At 34.7% G+C, this 19,443-nt stretch carries 11 protein-coding genes; 1 reads left to right on the forward strand and 10 read right to left on the reverse strand.

The annotated features are described in order from the left end of the window. Positions 1 to 5 precede the first annotated feature (5 nt). The 10 genes from KHA90_RS00835 to KHA90_RS00880 all read right to left on the reverse strand — a co-directional run bounded on the left by KHA90_RS00835 (position 6) and on the right by KHA90_RS00880 (position 18,912). A complete protein-coding gene (locus KHA90_RS00835) occupies positions 6 to 2,333 on the reverse strand; it encodes a DUF5703 domain-containing protein (protein WP_213293834.1) in 2,328 nt (775 codons plus the stop codon). 174 nt (positions 2,334 to 2,507) lie between these two features. Further along, a complete protein-coding gene (locus tag KHA90_RS00840) occupies positions 2,508 to 3,941 on the reverse strand; it encodes a sialate O-acetylesterase (RefSeq protein WP_213293836.1) in 1,434 nt (477 codons plus the stop codon). Between the two features lie 183 nt (positions 3,942 to 4,124). After that, positions 4,125 to 7,538 (reverse strand): glycosyl hydrolase, encoded by a 3,414-nt coding sequence (locus tag KHA90_RS00845; RefSeq protein ID WP_213293838.1) that lies wholly within the window; start codon positions 7,536 to 7,538, stop codon positions 4,125 to 4,127. 113 nt (positions 7,539 to 7,651) lie between these two features. Then, positions 7,652 to 11,041 (reverse strand): glycoside hydrolase family 2 TIM barrel-domain containing protein, encoded by a 3,390-nt coding sequence (locus KHA90_RS00850; protein WP_244860218.1) that lies wholly within the window; start codon positions 11,039 to 11,041, stop codon positions 7,652 to 7,654. A 39-nt stretch (positions 11,042 to 11,080) separates the two neighbouring features. Beyond that, the gene (locus tag KHA90_RS00855) at positions 11,081 to 12,202 is read right to left on the reverse strand and encodes a glycoside hydrolase family protein (protein WP_213293840.1); all 1,122 of its coding nucleotides are present in this window, start codon (positions 12,200 to 12,202) and stop codon (positions 11,081 to 11,083) included. Between the two features lie 240 nt (positions 12,203 to 12,442). Continuing rightward, positions 12,443 to 14,143 (reverse strand): glycoside hydrolase family protein, encoded by a 1,701-nt coding sequence (locus tag KHA90_RS00860; protein WP_213293842.1) that lies wholly within the window; start codon positions 14,141 to 14,143, stop codon positions 12,443 to 12,445. Between the two features lie 156 nt (positions 14,144 to 14,299). Further along, positions 14,300 to 16,486 (reverse strand): alpha-L-rhamnosidase-related protein, encoded by a 2,187-nt coding sequence (locus KHA90_RS00865; RefSeq protein WP_213293845.1) that lies wholly within the window; start codon positions 16,484 to 16,486, stop codon positions 14,300 to 14,302. Positions 16,487 to 16,797: 311 nt separating this feature from the next. After that, complete coding sequence (locus KHA90_RS00870; protein ID WP_213293848.1) at positions 16,798 to 18,132, reverse strand: hypothetical protein; 1,335 nt, start codon at positions 18,130 to 18,132, stop codon at positions 16,798 to 16,800. After that, positions 18,122 to 18,505 (reverse strand): hypothetical protein, encoded by a 384-nt coding sequence (locus tag KHA90_RS00875; RefSeq protein WP_213293850.1) that lies wholly within the window; start codon positions 18,503 to 18,505, stop codon positions 18,122 to 18,124. The genes KHA90_RS00870 and KHA90_RS00875 overlap by 11 nt, the downstream gene beginning before the upstream one ends. 185 nt (positions 18,506 to 18,690) lie before the next feature. Then, on the reverse strand, positions 18,691 to 18,912 hold the full coding sequence (locus KHA90_RS00880) for a SymE family type I addiction module toxin (RefSeq protein WP_213293852.1): 222 nt from the start codon (positions 18,910 to 18,912) through the stop codon (positions 18,691 to 18,693). A 162-nt stretch (positions 18,913 to 19,074) separates the two neighbouring features. On the opposite strand from KHA90_RS00880, the gene KHA90_RS00885 reads away from it, so the two are divergent. Beyond that, positions 19,075 to 19,266 carry a helix-turn-helix transcriptional regulator gene (locus tag KHA90_RS00885; RefSeq protein ID WP_244860219.1) on the forward strand — a complete coding sequence of 64 codons (192 nt, stop codon included), beginning with the start codon at positions 19,075 to 19,077 and terminating at the stop codon, positions 19,264 to 19,266. Positions 19,267 to 19,443 lie beyond the last annotated feature (177 nt).

Genomic DNA, 19,443 nt, shown 5'->3' on the forward strand with positions numbered 1-19,443 from the left:
TTTTTTTATTTTAATTGTATTTTATTTTCTTCTGATGTATTCAGAAGATTGATTATATCTTTTTTTCTTTCTTCGGGAATTACTTTCAAAATTTTCAATTCGCCATTTATAAGTTCCGCTTCAACGGTTGTATTTTGTTTTGCATGTAATTTGAAATGAACATTCCAATCTTTTGGCCAGGCGGGAAAAAGATAGATTTTACCATCTACTTCCTGCAACAACATTTCCTGCATACCAATCATTCCTGATCCGCCCCAATTATGATCCGGAACCCAATCGAAACCCGGACCCCAAAATGCTGGAAATCGCCTATCTGAATTTGCCATTTTTAACAAATTGTATTTTGCAGCTTCATTCGTTAATCCCAAACGAGCCGAGAAAATATTATCTTGTTTCCAACCAATATGACTTCTAAATTTTATGGCATCAGCATCATATTTCCAGGTATTTAAAGCGGTTTCTAAATCCGGTTTCCCGATGCCGTAAATTCCCCACGGATAAATCGGATACAATTGCGGAACCTCAGAATTATTGACTCTTTCCCATGATTTTGCGGGAACTAATACTTTATGATTTTCGATTGTACCAAAATTTAAAGGCGGAATTCTATTCTGAAAACCTTTTAAATATTCCAGTTCTCCTTTTGATAATTGTTCCGAAGAAAGGTTTAAAAGATTTTTTGTAATTATCGTTAAAGCCGAAATTGTACTGTTAGCATTATTCGTCATTTTATAGGTTTCTGCGCCTGAACCGGGATATAAAACCAAATGACCACTTCCGTCCAATGCTTTTCTACCTCTTTGTTTGGCGAGATATTGATAATGTTCATCAAAAAAACGAAGACAACTAATAATGAATTGATTGTATTTCTGAATATCTTCTCCCGCATATTCTTTTTGCTGTAACATCATTTGACAGAATTCAAAAACCGTGTCCCATTCATATTCCAGCCAGGCATTATATTCCATTCCTGGGTCGTAATCTGCGGGACGTTTCCAGTCATATTCAGCTGGATTTGGTAAGCCGAAGTTTTCTAACTGTTCCGTAAACGATGCGCCATCGTGATTCCAATAAACTTTACTTCTTAATTCGGCATTTTTTTGTAAACTCAGATAATAATCCAGTTGCGATTTCATCATATCAAAATCACCGCTTTTGACCATCGGAAAATAAACCAATCGCTGGTTTTGAGCTGTCATTGTTCCGCCGCCCCAATTCCTGAAATCAGGTGTGAAATTTAAATCGGAATTCGTAAAAACCGGATCAACCGTAAATAATCCGCCATTGAATTTGGTTGGATATTTTCCGTAAGCATTACAACCGAGCATATATCGAAATAACTGGTAATTTTGCCCGATTTGATAAACCGAATCTTTCTCAATCGATTGATTTTTTTGTGTAAAAATAAAACTGCGGTTCCAGAAATCATTCCACCATTTTATTGTGTTTTTTTCTGCTAGTTTTGATGTATTTTTATTTGATGAAATTTGATTTTTTAAACCTTTATCCCAGTTATTAAAATCAGATTGATTGGTATTTAAATAAATTTCTAAAGAATGTTTTTTAGAAGGTTTTATACTCGAAAGACTAAAACCTTTAAAATCTGTATTTTGATAAATTCCAGAATAATTTCCATCAGGTTTCATATTGGTTCCCTGCATAAAACCTCCAAAAGTCAAATTCGCCAAAGGATTCAGCATTTGATCCTTTACCGATTCCATTTTTTGCTGTTTTACCGCAACATCAAAAACAGTTTGTTGACGATTTCTATGGTAAAATTTAACGCCATTATTTTCAAATGAAATGGAATCTTTATACGTAATAATTTCTCCCTGAGGTGCCCATTTATACGAATTGGCATTGTTTGCTTTTCCTTTTGAATCCCGGTTTTTGTAGCGCCATGTTTCATAAGAAGCCGTCATTTTTAAAGCCGTTTTACTTTCTAAATCCAAATGAATTACGGGTTTAAAAACATCAACCCAAAGTTTGATTTTAGTATTATTTTGAGCAATCGAAATATAACCGTCTTTTAAAATCAATTCCTGACTAAAACCTTCGTTGTCCTTAAACGGATTTGGCGTTAAAGTAACTTTTACGCGACCTAATTTCAGCAAAGTATTATGTTCGTCGAAAGTGCCGCTTCTGGAGAAATAAAAATACAAATCTCCTTTTTCTACCCACACATTCATACCAATATCGCCGCCGCCCAAAGGCATTGATTCTGATGCATTATTGCTTTGCGTATTCCAGATTTGATTGTAATTATTGAGCACGGGAATTTGCGCTTTAATGCAAAGCGTGATGAAGAGAAAAATGTATATGATGTATTTCAAACTTATATTTTATTTATTTTTTTATTCTTCTGGTTTGTCATTCTGAGGAACGAAGAATCTTCGTTTACAACATCGACAAAGATTGGCGCTTTTGATTGTGGAGTTACTTGCGGAGATTCTTCGTTCCTCAGAATGACAAACTAAGCGTCAACCCCTTAACTCATAACTAAAAACCTACCACTCATCACTCCTAAAAGACGAAACCGGTAAACCGCCCGCGCTAAACAATTCAGCTTTTGCAAAATCTTTCCATAAATATCGTACTGCAACAGGTTTCGTTACTTTATCAGAAGTTAAAACCACAGATTTTCTTCTTACTATCGTTTTTGCTGGATAAAATATTTTGTTTTCTCCTGCCAATTCAAAACCTAAAACCTCTTTATCGTAAGATGTAATTCCGTTGGCAACATCATCAAAAGAAACTGTTACCGAACCGTCTTTTATTTCCATCGATTTGTATTTCGGACTTTCTAATTCAAAACCTTCAATTCCGTATGTTTTTGCCAAAGCCTGAAACGCCAATCGGTTTCCGCCTTTTTCCTTGTCCATTGGGTGAATGCTGTTTTCTTCGCCAACATCCATCAAAACCGCCATTCCTGAATTCGGAATTTCCTTTGAAGCTTTCAATTGTGCTTCTCTCAAATAAGCCGAATTGTATTTTTCCAGATAATCTTTTGGATGAAATGAGGCATAATTAAAAGGCGCAATCTGAGCGTAATAAAAAGGAAAATCCCTTTGTTTCCATAACGCTCTCCAACTGCTTACCATTTTTTTCATTAGTGCTGCGTATTCCGACGCTCTTTCGTAATTTGATTCGCCCTGATACCAAATACAGCCTTTTATTCCGTAACCAATTACAGGCGAAAGCATTCCGTTAAACAGAGTTGTGGGAACACGGTTTGGATCTTTTGCCAATTCTTCTTTTGTAGTTGGGATTTTAGCACTTGCAAAATCCTTTAACATTTCCTGATTCATCCATGCTTCCATGCTTGAACCTCCGTATGAAACATGAATTAACCCCACCGGAACGTCTAAAACTTCCTGTAAAAGCGAACCGAAATACCAAGCCGTTGCACTAAAATTTGCCGTAGATTTTGGCGAAGCAGTTTCCCATTTTCCTTCAAAATCGCTTAAAGGTTCTAAAACTGTTGCACGCGGAATCGTAATTAAACGAATGTTTTTATTGGTTGATCTTACGATGATTTCATTTCCGTTTTTTACTGGCTGACCCTGAAAACCCTTCAAAGGCATTTCCATATTCGATTGCCCGGAACACAACCAAACTTCGCCAATCAAGACATTTTTTACGATTACTTTTTCTGTTCCTTCAACAACTTCAATTGTAAATGGTCCGCCAAAAGATGGCGTTTGTAATTCTGTTTTCCATTTGCCGGAATTATCTGCTTTCGCTTTGTAGGTTTTAGAATCCCATGACGTTTTAATCACAATATTGGCATTCTTCTCCGCCCATCCCCAAATTGGTGCGTTTGACTTTTGCTGCAGCATCATATTGTCTGAAAATAATGCGGGCAATTTGATTTTTGCGTTGGTTTGGAAACTTGCTAAAAACAAGAAAACCACAACTATATATTCTTTTAAATTTTTCATTCTTTTTTATTTTTAATCTATATCTAACGGGGAAATCCCGACGCTGCTATACTAATCGTTCATCGGGTTAAAACCCGACGCTATAATATGAATCGTTCCTCCGGAACTTTTACGTTACGCAAAAGAGCCGTCGGCTCGAACCATATTGTAAGGCTGGACTTTACTCCAGTCTACAAGGCACATTTATTTTTCTTTCACGATCGTAACCGGCCCCAACAATCCGGCCTTTAATAAAATCCCTTCCTGCAATCTAAAAGGTGCTGTTGTCCACGTTAATCTTTCTTCTTTTGGCAATTTTTCATCACCAATTAATCGGTTTGCCCAGGTATTTGTGATTTTAATTTCTATGCTGTTTTTTCCTTTTTTTAATGCTTCAGAAATATCTGTTTTATAAGGAAATGTCCAGATTGTTCCGCAGTTGATTCCGTTTACGGTTACCTCAGCAATGTTTGCAATTGTTCCTAAATCAAGCCAGAATCCCTCGTTGGTTTTTCCTTTCCAAATAAAGTCTTTTTTATAAACTGCTGTTCCCGAATAATATTTAATTTGATCATTTGTTGAAGTGTTCCAATCAAACAACTTATCTGTTTTTACAATTTCTTTTACCCCGTGAAATTCAGGATCGAATTGTATTTCCCAGTTTTCATTTAAGGTTTGAACGTTTTCAAATTCTGAACCTTTACGATAATCCTTTGTTATAACCTCTTTTAGTTGATCTTTAAAAATTACAAAACCAGATTCATTGGCATCTAAAGTCAATGAAACGATTGTTCTATCATCTAAAATCATCCAACGACTTAGATCTGAAGTTTGGTCTGTAACCGGATTGTACCATTGCGGAATCTTTCCTGCTATTCTAAACGACGCTTCAAACGAACGCTTTTCTTCTTTTTGGTTAGAGATGAAATAAATATCTTCGGTATCTGATTTACGGTGTGTCCATGCTAATGTTTCGCTATCAACTCTGTTTAATTTCGGAAAATAAAGATCCTGTTCAATTCCTATTGAAGCAAAATCATTTCCTAAATACGGCAATTTAATAATGGTTCCTTTTCCGATTTTCCAGGTTGATGCATTCGAATTATCAGTCCAGATTTCATCAATTATATTCTGCCATTTTTTATGATCTGCTTCTGAATGCATTCCGGGTTGTAAATCCGGCTTTTCATCAATAAAAATAGTTGCTCCATTCTTTACTAATTCTAATATTTTTTCGGCTGCAGCCAAAGAAATCATTTTATTGGGTGCCATTTTATGACTTCCCGGAAACAATAAAGCACCGTATTCGATTCCGCCGCCAAAAGATATTTTTCCGTTTTCGACTTTGGCATTATGAGTTAAAACATCAGCATTAAACGAATCATATTGATAGCCATTTAATGGATTTACCCATTGCGATAAATCGGTATTGTTTTTAGAATAGGTAACTTCTTTAGGCATTTTTGTCGTTGGCTGACCTTCATTTTCGAGACGTATTTTTTCTCTTTCGAGTCTTTCCTTTCCAAAAACATTCGGAATAAAAGGTACTAAACGATCGGGCACGAAGGAACGCGAAGGAAAATCTTCGCCAATAAAAATCGCTAAATCTATAACCGGTTTTCCTTTTTGCAACTGCAATTGTACTCGTTGGCAATAGTCAAACCATGCTTTTCCGGGTTTCCACCACGTTTGATCTCTTTGAAAAAAAGTTCCTATATCGTCTAAGGTCATTCCAGGTTTTCTGTCTGTCCACGGATTATGAACAAAAACATGATAAAATAATCGGTTGATTCCTAATGCATAATTTCTGTCCGCAAGCGTTTTTAAATTTCCCGGATGTTCGTCCCAATCCATTCGCAAAGCCGTAAAAGCTTCTGCCTGAATAATATCTTTTCCATAAATATGTCCGCCTGAAATAGCATCCATCATATCAAAAGGTTTATCGTGAGTGGGACTTTTTAACCAAAATTCACCACTTGGATAATCTACGTATTTAAAATGCAGCAACGCATCGCTAGTTAAAACAGGCGCAACGTTTTCTGAACTTAATTTAATGTTGTTTTCTTTAGCGATTTTTGCAACAGTTCCGTAAAAATTATCCGCTACTAGTTCGGCAATTGTTTTGCGAACATCGTATAAAACTTTCTCCGAAACAGCTGCACTTTCAATTGGAATTCCCGCCATTACAGGCAAATAATCGACAAGATTATAGCCGCGTCTTTTTTGAAATTCAGCCTGAAAAACCGAAGACCAGTTTTGGCTTCCACATTCCCAACTATCAAAATGCAGGATTTCTAAAACCTTGGAAGTTAATTCTGGTCCGGCAGAACGAATCGCTTCGCCAAACCAATGATCAAGTTGAAAACGAATTAGTTCGGGATTAAATTTATCTACTTCCAAACCTTTTCCAGCTCCGCCCGTAGCATTTTCATGTCCGGTAGAAGTATGTCCCATTCGGATAATTTTCCATTTTCCGTTTGGCGCTTTCCAGTTCAAATTTCCATTAGTATCAACTAAATTCGAAATATTAATCATTTCTGATTTTTTGAAAGACTCAGAATTCGGGATTTGTTTTGCAGAAGTTTCCGGACTCAAACGCCAAACAGCTCCTGATTTTCCTTCGTAATTGTCAATTAGAGCCTGATTTGAAAGCGTAATTTTACTGACTTTCAGGTTTTGTTTCCATTTGGCAAAATCCAAATCTTCAGCGCCAGGTTCTGTTCCAACAGGATCATAAACAAATCTGAAATATTTTGCAGTTACGGGTGTAATGGTATGATTATGAGAAAAATCCACATCCTGCCAGCCGTGTCGCGGTGCAACCATTCTTTCATGAAATTTAAAACTTATTCCGTCATCGCTAACTTCAACAATTAAACGCTGCGCCTGAAAATCTCTGCCTTTTGTTTCAATAACAATCGATTTGCAGGTAAAAGGTTTTTCAAATTCATATTGAATCCAGCCTTTTTCTGCAAACTTAAAGTTATCGTCTTTTTTAGCATCGGTCAAAAACGAAGCATCAGTATTATTTGAAGTCGTAACTTTTGGCAATTGAATTTGCGAGCTAGTTTGATATTCTTTTATAGGAATTGCAAAAGTCGCGATGTCTTTATAATAGTCTTTATAATGTTCCGGAACTGGCAGTTTTGTATTGATTAATTTTCCTCCCGCAATTTCAGTTGTAGACCAAACCACTTTTTGCATCGACATTTCTGGTATAATCCAGGGTCCGCCAGCAACGGCAAAACCATCGGCACCGTGAAAAGCAATTTTTAATCCTAATCTATCGGCTTCTTTAAAAGCCCAATGTATCATGTCCCAAAATTCCGGCGTCAATTGCAAAACAGGAGGATCGATTAACGGCGGATTTGCAGGGCCTTTTATGGTCATCAAATACGCACCAGCAATTCCAGCTTGTTTCATAGCTTCTAAATCGGCTGTGATTCCAACTTTAGAATAAGCCGATTTCATCCAATACCAATATACCCAAGGTTTTGAGGATTCGATTGTAGGTTGAAATGCTGTTGTTTCTTTTTTACCGATTTCCTGCGCAGAAACGAATCCCACGAAGAGTAACAATACAGTCAAAAGTCGGAAAGCCGAAAGTCGAAAGTCCATTTTAAAAAGAAAAAATTGTTTTTTTTGAAACATGGTTGTTGCTTTTCTATTCGTTACGTTTAAACCCGACAGGTTTTAAAAACCTGTTGGGTTTAGCGCGCGGTATTCTTTGTCTAATATTTAAACTTTTTCAAGCTTTCTTCTAATCCATTTTTTGTTGCTGAAAAAGGCACCAGATAAAAACTATACTGATAATCTCCTGATTTAATTTGATATTGTTCTAAAGGCTGTGCGACTAAAGTCCAACTGTCGTTTCCTCCCACTCCCATCTGGATTAAATCGATATTTACGGTTAAAAATCCGGGATCTTTTAAATCAAAAGTATGTTTGGCGGCGCTTAAATTTTCTTGTGTATACGGCCACGCGCTCATGCTTAAAACTTTTGCATCATCAACAACTAATAAACCTCTATTTTTTTGAAGCGTTGTAAAAGCCATCCATCTTACTTCGGTTCTGTTTGCATTTTCCTGAGGTTTCACGTAATGCTCCAGAAAATCATTAATTCGTAGTGAATATTTGCCAACGAATGATCCAAAACTTCTGTCGATATAGTTTTCCAATTCTCCTTTTCCATACCACGAAATTTGATCGAATTTTCTCTGAACTCCCATTTGCATTCCGATTTTTGGAATGTTTGGTAATTTGTTTGTGGCTTTTAAACTGTAATCAACTTTTATCACGCCGTTTGGATTGATTTTGTAAACGACCTGCACTTGCGCGCTGTCTTTGATAATTTCGTAATCACTTGTAATTGTTGTTCCGGCAATTGTTGTTTCCATTTTGGTTTTGACCAATTTTGGTTTTGCCTGATACCACGTTTTCAAAACTTTATGCGATTTCCAACCTCGCTTGTCATTATCCGTCTGAGGTCTCACAAAATTAGGAAGTAGTGGCGCGAAAACTTGTTCTTCGCCATTGAAAACATACGAATTCAAGGCTCCATTTGCTTTGCTAATATTAATGTCAAACGTTTTTCCTTTGATTTTAAAATCCGAATCTGTTTCAGAAGTTTTTACCTCAATATTGTTTTTTGTAAAATCTAAACCCCTTTCTGATTTTTTTAATAGAAATTGATCTTCCGCTACAGCGTAACCTTTAGAAGCCCAAAGTTCCTCTTTTGAAAGCTGGAATTCGATATTCAGAAAATATTCGGCATCTTTTTTCAGTTTAGGCAAATATTGTTTTATATCTAAAGTTACTGATTGGCCTGCTTCTAAACTAAAAGGTTTTAATATTTGAGTTTTGATCGCATTTCCGTTTTCTAAAATTTTCAAAACCGGAATATAATCAGCTAAAGATTTTACGGCCTGACGATTTTTTATTTCTAATTGAAAGTTATCTTTTAATGTACTTGTCGCTGGCTGATAAATCCATTTGTTCTCATAGATTGAACCTTTTGGTTTTCCGTTAGAATCGACAATTCCTTTTGTATTGAAATTTCCGTCGTGGTATTTTTCGCCAAAATCTCCGCCGTGAGCAAAAAATTCCTGACCGGTTGCAGGATCTTTTTTCAATAATCCCTGATCTTTAAATTCCCAAATGCAACCGCCAATAACTCTTGGAAGCGAACGAAATTCATCCCATAATTCTTTTAAATTTCCAACCGAATTTCCCATTGCATGAGAATATTCTACAAAAATAATCGGTCGTGTATCTTTCTTTTGATCTACTAAAAATTTAGGCGTAAAAACTCCGGGATAAAATCGGCTAACCATATCAACATAAGGCTCATCTTGCGGATTTTCAAATCGATACGCATGATCTATCGTTTTTGGATATTTTGGATCAAGCGGATCGATATAACCGTCTAATCTCGGATTTCCTTGTGCCGGTTCGTAATGCACGGGACGCGTGATATCAAAATCATGAACCCAACCCGCCATTGCAGCGTGATTTGGTCCTTTTCCGCCTTCGTTTCCTAGACTCCAAAAAACGACCGATGGATGATTTTTATCTCTTTCAACCATTCTGGTCATGCGTTCTAAATACGCATTGGTCCATTTTGGATCATTGGCTAATTTTCCTCCAATTCCGTGTGTTTCCTGATTTGCTTCGTCCATCACCATGATTCCGTATTGATCGCATAAATCGTAGAAATACGGATCGTTAGGATAATGACTGGTTCTGATAAAGTTGAAATTGAACTTTTTAATCGTAGTAATATCTTGTTTGATATCGTCTCTCGTAACGGCTTTTCCTCTTGTTGGATGCTGATCGTGACGGTTTACACCATAAACGTAAGTTTCTTTTCCGTTGATGAGCATTTTGCCGTTTTCCTTGGAAAATTCGATAGATCTAAAACCAACTTTACAGCTTTTGGCTTCTGTAATATTTCCGTTTGCATCTTTTATAGACATTACCAAAGTGTACAAATTAGGCTCTTCTGAACTCCATTTTTTGGGATTAGGGATGTTTTCCTTGAACATTCCAAAACGCACATTATCCAGACGAGGATAACTTTCGTTGATCATATCGATAACCGGTTTTTGAAGCGGTTCTTTGAATAAAGCCACATTATTGGCATCATACAATTGTGCCTGAAAAGTATAATCTTTGATTTTTTCGCCTGTCAGGTTTTCTACTTTTGGTCGCAGTTGAAACGAAGCGTCTTTGTATTCCTTATCTAATTTGGTTTGATAAAAGAAGTCCTGAATGCGTAATTTTGGCTCAGCCATAATAAAAACTTCGCGTTGGATTCCGCTTACGCGCCAATGATCCTGATCTTCAAGATACGAACCATCTGTCCAACGAATTACCTGAACCGAAACTACATTTTCGCCTTCTTTCAAATAAGGCGTAATATCAAATTCCGAAGGCAGAAAACTATCTTCTCCATAACCTAAAAATTCTCCGTTAAGCCAAACCTGAAACCCTGAACTTACAGCTCCAAAATGCAAAGTAACGGTCATATCTTTCCAATTTGCCGGAACGGTAAAACTGCGCTGATACGAACCCACTCCGTTATAATCTTTAGGAATAAATGGCGGATTTATGGGTCTAAACGGGTAAACGGCACTTTTGTAAATCGGAATATCATAACCTTTTAATTCCCAGTTTGATGGCACTTCGATTTTATCCCAACCTGCAACCTTTTCTTTATAGAAATCTTTTGAGGCTTCTTTAAGATTTGATGCGTATTTAAAATTCCAATCTCCGGTTAGCATTTGCAATCGGCTTTTTGATCTGTCGCCTTTTAGAGCGTCTTCAATATTGGTGTATGAATATGCCGTTGCTCTTGAAGGTTGTCTGTTGATGCTTGTAACCGTTGGATCTTCCCACGGAGCAAATTCGTATTTCTTATGCATTTCAGGAATTCCTGCAGGTTCACCGGTTACGGATTGAGCGTGACAGTGAAATGTTAAAAGTGAAATTACAGTCAAAAAGTCGAAAGTCGAAAGTCGAAAGCTAAAAAAATGACGGGTAAAAATTGACTTTAACATTAAAAATACTTTTAAATTATTACTTAAATTCCACTGAATATGTTTCAAACCAAATTTTTTCATTGTACTAACTTTTGACTTTATGACTTTCAACTTTATGACTTATTTCTTCTTCTCCGGCGGTGCCACAAAATTCGTATCGCTTTTGCCTAAATCTTTAGAAGTTGCTACTGCAATTCCTCTTTGTTCTGCTTTGTTTACGGCACAATAAAAATGATAAACTACTCCGTCGTGTTTTACTACAAATGATTTGTGTGCAAACATATCATCGTAAGGTTCAGAAGATTTGATTAAGTCCTCACCTTTCCAGTCGGTCCAGTTTACTAAATCATTCGAAACTGCAAAACGGTTAAATGCACCTTGATTCCAACCTGTCCAAAAAGCGCCAAAATAGAACATCACCCAAGTATCATTAATACGCTGAATATAGGCATCTCCTGAGATTCCTTTATGGTGATTGATTAATGGTTTATCACCATAGCGTTTCCATTTTTTCATATCGTTTGATACCGCCATAGCAATACGCTCTGCGCCTTTAGCAGGATTTACACTATCACCACGGGCATTGTAATACATGATAAAATTGTGTCCTGTAACTTTGTCCTTATCACGAATAACACTATTTTTATACATCGTACTATTATCCCACCATCTAGCGTCTTTGTCTTTTGGAGATAAAACCGGATTTTCTAATCTTTCGAATTCATGTGCTTTTGTTGGTGATTCTTTTGTATACGCCATCCCGATTGATAAAACGCCTGCTTCATACCCTTTACTGTCTCCGCCAAAATAACTCATCCAATATTTATCATCGTATTTTTCCCATTCATAACTTCCGCCCCAGGTTGGATCTTGTAATGAAATATATCCTGCTTTTTGGTTGACATCCCAATGTTGCTCGTTTTCAGAAAAAGACATTACTTTTCCTAAATGTTTCCAATGCAATAAATCGTCACTTTCTGCCAGCCATGTTTCGTAACCTCTTCCGCCGTAGATTAAATAGGTCATGAACCATTTTCCGTCTTTTCTAAATACACTCGGGCAATCCATCTTGTATGAGTTGTCTGTGGGAACCATTACTAAACCGTATTTGTAAGGCGTTTTGATTTCGTTGTAAATCTCCTGCATTACGGTTTCGTTGATTTCTCTTTTCTTGTATTTTGTCGTTGCGCAACTGCTTATGAAAAGTGTTGTAATGGCGATGATTAGATATTTAATTTTCATTTTTTATGTGTTTATGGCACGCGGATGACGCGGATTAAACTGGTCTACACAGATTTTATTATTTTGTTTAACGCAGATTTAAAATGATTTAAGCAGATTATTATTTGATTTTTATCTGTGTTAATCTGCTTAAATCTGCAAGATCTGCGTGAAATTTTATTTTAATCTTTTCATTTACATTTAAGAGTATTATTCAAAAAATCTGCGTAAATCTGTTCAATCCGTAAAATCTGTGGGCTATTATTTCAATTCTTCTAAACGTGATTTCATTGCGTCTTTGTTTAATTTTACTTTTACCATTCCCATTGGGTGAAATCTTTTTTTCAGATCGATGGCGGCGTAAACGATGGTGTAAACGTCATTCCCTTCGGGGATTAAACACAAAGGCGTTCGCATAATATCCCACCATTTATTGACTTTTGTTTCTATCGGAATATATCTTGCTTCTCCCCAATTTTTTCCGTCTTTTGATAATGAATACGCCATCATATTGGGTAAATGATGTCCCCAACCGTCTGGGCCTCCGTCAAAAATGGCAATGTATAAACCGTTTGGCAACTGGCTCACAATTGGATTTTCTACAAAAAACGGATGCATGGTTTTGATTGGATTAGTGCCGTCTTTTATTCTTGACCACGGACCTTCTAAACTTTTTGATTCGGCCAAAGCCACAAACCAGCCTTTTCCGGTTTTCTTCGGATAATCTGCCCATGAATTAAAAGGATACGCACCGCTGTAAAATCCGAAATATTTATCGCCTACTTTATATGGGAAAAAAGAAGCTACACCCTGACGTCCTTCCCAAGGTTCTGAGTCTAATCCGGGTTCCATGATAATTCCCATATCTTTATACGGACCGCCGATTCCTTCGATTCCATCAACGGTTGATTCGCAACGCCAAATCCTCCCGAAAGAATGGTTTGGTTCTATAGTTTTACTAACGGTATAAGCCAAATAATAGCCGTACCATTTGTTTGCCTTTTCGTTAAAAACGGGCATATACGACCAAATTGCAGCACGGCGATCATTCATTGGGTTATCATCTTCGGTTACGGCGTAAGTTCCGCTTGCCTGATATATGGTTGATTCTCTTTTCCAGTGAATCGCATCTTTACTGGACCAATGACCAATTCTCGTTTTTACACGATCATAATAATAATCAACTCCTTTTTCACCCGCTCTTTCGGTTGGAAACATATGATACGTAACGCCTACTTTTACGACGCGTCCGCCTTCAAAACCGCCCTGAATTCCTTCGGTTCCTGACATTCCTTCATCTACAACAGCTTTATTTTCTCCGCCGATAATTTCGAAAAGTGGTTTTTCATCTGAAAATCCTTCAACAATAAAAGTTGGATTCCAAAGTTTCCCGTCTGGAAGTGCTGCATTTCTTGGCTCTAGTTTTTGATTGTCTTTTACAACTCCTAAAATTGTAAATAATCCTTTTCCGGGATTTATAGTTTGCGTTCCTTTTGAATAAGAAACTGCATAAATATTCACCGGAGGCAAACCTGTTATTGTTACTCCATTTTCAAGAATTAATTTGGCTTTCGCCGAAGTATTAAATTGATGATAATCTGGATTTTCTTTTTCATGAAAAACTCCAATCAAAACCTGAACATTTTCTTTAAACTTTAATTTTAATGGAGAATTTGTTCTGTTTTTATAACTTTCTAATGGAAGTTCAATTCCTGTTAATCCTTCTAATTCTGGAGCTAAACGAATAATATTATGTTTGCTTTGCGAAAATACATGTGCGTATTGCGTTGTTTTGAATGTTTTGTAATTGTTTACAACTTCAAAAGTGGCGGGTTTCCATGCTTGGTTTTTATCGACATTTGATTTTTGGCCTTGAGCCGAAAACTGAAAAGCGATAAAAAGCAACAGTATTAAAACTATTGTTGCTGACTTAAATTGGTATTTTATATTTTTTGAAAACATTGGTTTTACTTTTTACAAGAATGAAATTACACCCAATTTTGTCATTTCGACGAAGGAGAAATCGCATGCGCTGAATCCGTACAGTGCGTCGCTCTCTGGATGTGATTTCTCGTTCCTCGAAATGACAGGCTGGGTCGATAAAACAAAACGTGAAAATTAAATCGCTTTATAACTTACTTTATATTCAACATTTGGTTTAACAATCAATTGATATTTATTTTTAGCCAAAGTTGTAATCGTTCCTGAATTGGTTTTTGGTTTACCTGAACTTTCAAAAATCAATTTTCCTTCGCCTTCACTTGCTTTTACTTTGATTTCTTTGGTGCTGCAATACAATTCTACTTCTCCGTTTGGTGTTGGTACTTTTCCCTGCATCCATTGTAAACCGCCAAGATTTGGTTTGATTTCATATTCTGCATATCCTGGTGAAGTTGGTTTTACGCCCAAATAATATTTTCCTAATAAATAAATCGGACTTGCGCCCCAAGCGTGGCAAAGGCTTTTTCCGTACGGGCGTCCATACATTGCTAAATGTTCTGTTCCTTTTTTGTTTGGATTGTATTCTTCCCAGAAAGATGTTGCACCTTCTTTTAGCATTCCGCCCCAATAGTCTTTCATTTCTTTCAGCACATAATCTTGTTCGCCCATTGCACACAACGCTTCTAACTCGTAAAAACGCATGTATGGTGTCGTGATTTGAAGAATATCATCATTGAGTAACACCTTCTTTTTTATGCTTTGTTTTTGTTCTTCATTAAAATAATTAAAAAAAATACCGAACATATTAGCGTATCTGGTTACAATATCCTGCATTTTACCGTCTATACGCTGGTGCTTCATAACGTTTTCTTTTTTATCCCAAAACACATCAAATAGTTTTGTTTTTAAATCATCTGCTAATTTTTGATATTGTTTTTGGTCTTCATTTTCACCTGCAATTTTAGCACTAACTGCCATTGCTTCCAGACTTCTGGCTAAAAGCATTTGCTCAAAACTAACCTCGCCTGTTTTTGGTAATCCGTTTGCCCAATCAATAAAAACCCAATCGCCCTCTAATGGTTCAAGGAATCCGTTTGCGTTTCTTCTTTTTAAGCAGAATTCCATGAGTGATTTCATTCGTGGATAAAAAGTTTTAATGAATTTTGTATCGCCAGTATGTAAATAATAATCGTAAACGCCTACAAACCAATACAGCGAGTAATCCATTATGATATTAATATGAGCCGTCACAGGTTCTTTACCACGCAGCGCTAACAGTGTTCGTTCTACAGAAGCCGAATCAAAGAACAAATAATAATTCATTAAGTAACTTTGATAAGCGTCGCCAGACCAAACCCAACGGTCGCGTTTAATTCCGTCTATAAAAAATTCGCGCGTTGTTAAATGCATCGTGTAAGCCGACACATCCCAAATTTGATTCAGTACTTGGTCTGAAGATTTAAATGCACCACGATACTCTAAAGGTAAATATTCATAAAGCATTGAAATAGAATCATATTTTACCGTTGCATCTGCTTGTACCTGAACATAACGGAATGCTTTTGATCCATCATGTGTGTAGGTTTCAGACTGGTTTCCGTCAAAAGATAAATGGTCTAGTGTTTCACATTTGGCAGAATCAAGCGCTTCCTCACGAGATTCGCCATAATAAAGTGCTACTTTACCTTTTCCTTTTAAACCGTGAATTTTAATATAACCAAAGGTTTCTTTACCAAAATCTACTAATTCACCAGTTCCTGTTTTTTCTGTTTTTTTTGCGTTCAACGGTTTGGTTGTAAGTTTAAACCCCGAAGGTTTATTCTCTGGTGCATCAAAATTCCAAGAACCAACAGGCACCCATGGTGTTCCTGATTGTTGTGCTTTTCCAGCTTCATCAATCCAAAGTTTATCTTCATTAGTCACCTTCCAGGATGCATCAGATTTAACGTATTTACCATCAATATAAATAGTCGGCAATACTTCCTGATTGTATACTTTAAATGAAATTTTGTGTTTTCCCGCAGGAATTTTTATTGATTTTGGCTGCCCGTAAACCTGAACGCCATCTAAAAGTAATTGAAAAGATCCTTCAGAGTAGATTTTTGCCTCGTCTGGTTCCGGAATATCTACTTCTGCCTGAAAAGTTACCAGGGCATAAGGACTGTAATATTGCCAAAGTGGTGGAAATACCGCTTCGCGTTCTGTACGTTTTACCTGCATTTTATTGCTTAACCAAACTTCAAAATCACCTGGATACCAGATCCATGTCGCTTCTTTTGGTTTTTCCTGAGCGAATAAAAAACTCGTTGAGCATAAAATAACACAAACAAACAAAAATCTAAAAATGGAAAATCGGCTTTGCATTTATCTTTTTTTTGGAGCTAAAGATAAGTGTTATTTTTACATTTCACAACCTGTAGTGTCCTGTTTCTTTGGATTTTTAACTAATAAAATACAGGGACTATAATTTTAATGATATTTTTTTATCTAATTCATTAATTATTATTTGAATATTTTTGAAATAGATAATGGGATGTGGGATTTATTATTCATTGACTGGCTAAGTATTAGGCATAAAAAAATGCTCTTAGTATGGGAGCATTTTAAAGACTTAACAAAAATAATTAACACATTAATTATTCCATTTATCGGATATATTTATTAATTCATTGATTTTACTCATCTCGATTTTTAATATATTCAAATATTTTTGAGGTAATTTTCATAATCCCTTCTTCAATTCTGTCTGAACTATACTTAACTTCAAAATTTAAATCATCATATGTAGCTGAAAATTTTATGGAATTCTTTTCTGTAGTTATTTGCAATGGAATTAAAATTTCGAAATCTAAATTGTACTTATATTTTTCAAAATCTTTATTTGATAAAATTACTTCCGTATTATTTGAAGAACTGAATAAGGAATCTTCAAGTTTAATAGTTTTGCTTGAGTTGTTTTTGTCTAAAACAGTTGTGACTTGTATTATTTGGTAATCTTTCAATCCTTCTTTTTTATCTACTAACTCCACATTTTTAGGAATTATCTTTTCAATTATTGATTTGTCTTTAATTTTAATTGTTTTATAATTAGATGTAACAGAATTTTTTATTTGCAAAGTGAAATTTGGATTTTCTGTAATTTTAAAAATTGGATTAAATATCTTTTTTCGATCCTCTTCATCATAAGATTCTAAAATTTTATTTACTGTGACTTTATCGTAATCATCGTCAAGTACTAATTCTTTATATTTTGTTCCAACATCGATTGCCCATTTTTTTATAGCTACATCTTGAATTGAATTCTTCATAACCTTATCAACTGCTAATCCAATTTCAAAACTTCCGTATTTTAAATCAACCATTCTTAAATCTAAATCTGGTAATATTTTATTAAAAATACTATTAAGAATTAACTTGTCAGTTTTAATCTCTTTAAACTCTAAAAAGAAATCTGCTTTTAAAAAGTTTTTAAAAGATGTAGCAACATTATTTATTAAAGAATTTGCAAGTTCAGTTAATCCAATTGTATCAGAATATTTTAAATTATTCGGAGCAAATTTTATATAAAAAGCATTTTGCCTTAAATTTTGTAAATATGACCTTGCCTTAAAATCTTCAATAAAATTAAAATAATATGATTCTTCAGATGGCTCATAGTCTAAGTATGAATCATCATTTGGTAAATAATTTTCGTTAATAAACTGGCTTTGAACTACATTACATCTAGTTACATTTCCATCAAAATCTTGTTCAATCAAAAAACTAATATTTTCATTTTCTGTTATTATTTTCTTGAGAGATATTGATTTGGTTAGGTATTGAAAAATTACATCTTCAGTTACTTCTAAAAATAAATATATGTCCGAATTTTCGACAGTATCAACAAGATATAATAAAAAATCTTTTTTATTATTTGTTAAGTGGGTCAAAATAGGCTCGTCCAAAAAAATAATGTCTTCTATTTTTTTAAATTTACTAAAATCGAATATTGTATTTTTATTATTTTTCATTTACTAAAACAAATTTACTTAAAATATCTATGTTTTTTTCTGGATAAAAAGTAAAATGATTTTTATTTTTGGAACTATGCTTGATTCCGTCTAAATCTGTTAATTCACTTTTAGCAATATTTGAATAATTTAATTGTTTATTTTTTGATAAATTATTAAGCATTTGTTTTGCAGAATCATAATTACTAAATAATGATAATCCCCAAGCTAAACAATTATTTTGAAATTTAGGTTTTAATAAAACTGCATTAGGTACAAATGAATTTTCGGTCATTGGATTTTCAACGCATCTAAAAAGAATTTTTCCTCCTTTTAAATTTTCAACAGGACAATTTTCTATTAAATCTAATTGCTTTTGGTATTTTAACTCCATTTATTAAATTTTATGTTATTTTAGATTACTTCGGACATCATTTTTTTCAGTTAATTAAAACTCCATTTACAAACGTACTATTTATTTTTCTCAATTTTATAAAAATTTACGTACATTTTTTAAAAGATTCACCTAGCGAAATCTAATTTTCAAAAACAAAATCATTTATCTATTAAATAAAATAATCACTTCATTTCACTTTCATCATTTGCAGTAATAATAATTATATTTTTTTCATGTCTAACTGTTACAGATTCTCCGCATCTAAAACCCATATCGTAAAGCCACCTTCCCGAAAGTCGGATTTCAGGAAATACAATATATCGTCTATATGCCCTTGTAATATGTTTACTTTGTATTTTTAATTGTCGTTTTCCTGCTCGTTGAATTATATTTTCTTGTTTCATAATTATTAACAATTTACACAATATTACAATAAATAAAACTATAAAGTAAATAAATCAACATAATAAGTTGATTTCAATTTATTATACTTTGATTTTCAAGTCTTTAAAATTTTGCGATATTTGCAGGAGAATTCATAAACTAACAATGTGTCGAAAGTAAACTTGAATAGAATAAAATCTGTTTTGGCAGAAAAAAACAGAAATGGTAAAGATTTGGCAAGCCATTTAGGAAAAACAGAAACAACTGTTTCTCGCTGGTGTACAAATGAAATTCAGCCTTCTATTGAAACGCTTTATGAAATTTCTAAATATTTGAAGATTGATATTCGGGAGTTGTTGGTTTCTACGAAATAAAAATTAAAAAAATCCTTCTACAGTAGAACAAACCCAATATTGTAATTTCGACTGAAGGGGAAATCACATACAATATTCGACAAAGATTGGCGAATTTCTATACGGAGTATCTTGTGTGATTTCTCCTTTCGTCGAAATGACAAAAAACTATGCAAAAAAGCAAAAGACTGCCTTTTT

The sequence above is a fragment of the Flavobacterium psychroterrae genome, from assembly GCF_018380615.1.
Classification (GTDB): Bacteria; Bacteroidota; Bacteroidia; order Flavobacteriales; family Flavobacteriaceae; genus Flavobacterium; species Flavobacterium psychroterrae.

Bases quoted from the DNA above. Each gene is read 5' to 3' on its own strand.
- KHA90_RS00840 (WP_213293836.1), bottom strand. From the start codon at position 3,941: ATGAAAAATTTAAAAGAATATATAGTTGTGGTTTTCTTGTTTTTAGCA.
- KHA90_RS00845 (WP_213293838.1), bottom strand. From the start codon at position 7,538: ATGGACTTTCGACTTTCGGCTTTCCGACTTTTGACTGTATTGTTACTC.
- KHA90_RS00850 (WP_244860218.1), bottom strand. From the start codon at position 11,041: ATGAAAAAATTTGGTTTGAAACATATTCAGTGGAATTTAAGTAATAAT.
- KHA90_RS00855 (WP_213293840.1), bottom strand. From the start codon at position 12,202: ATGAAAATTAAATATCTAATCATCGCCATTACAACACTTTTCATAAGC.
- KHA90_RS00860 (WP_213293842.1), bottom strand. From the start codon at position 14,143: ATGTTTTCAAAAAATATAAAATACCAATTTAAGTCAGCAACAATAGTT.
- KHA90_RS00865 (WP_213293845.1), bottom strand. From the start codon at position 16,486: ATGCAAAGCCGATTTTCCATTTTTAGATTTTTGTTTGTTTGTGTTATT.
- KHA90_RS00870 (WP_213293848.1), bottom strand. From the start codon at position 18,132: ATGAAAAATAATAAAAATACAATATTCGATTTTAGTAAATTTAAAAAA.
- KHA90_RS00875 (WP_213293850.1), bottom strand. From the start codon at position 18,505: ATGGAGTTAAAATACCAAAAGCAATTAGATTTAATAGAAAATTGTCCT.
- KHA90_RS00880 (WP_213293852.1), bottom strand. From the start codon at position 18,912: ATGAAACAAGAAAATATAATTCAACGAGCAGGAAAACGACAATTAAAA.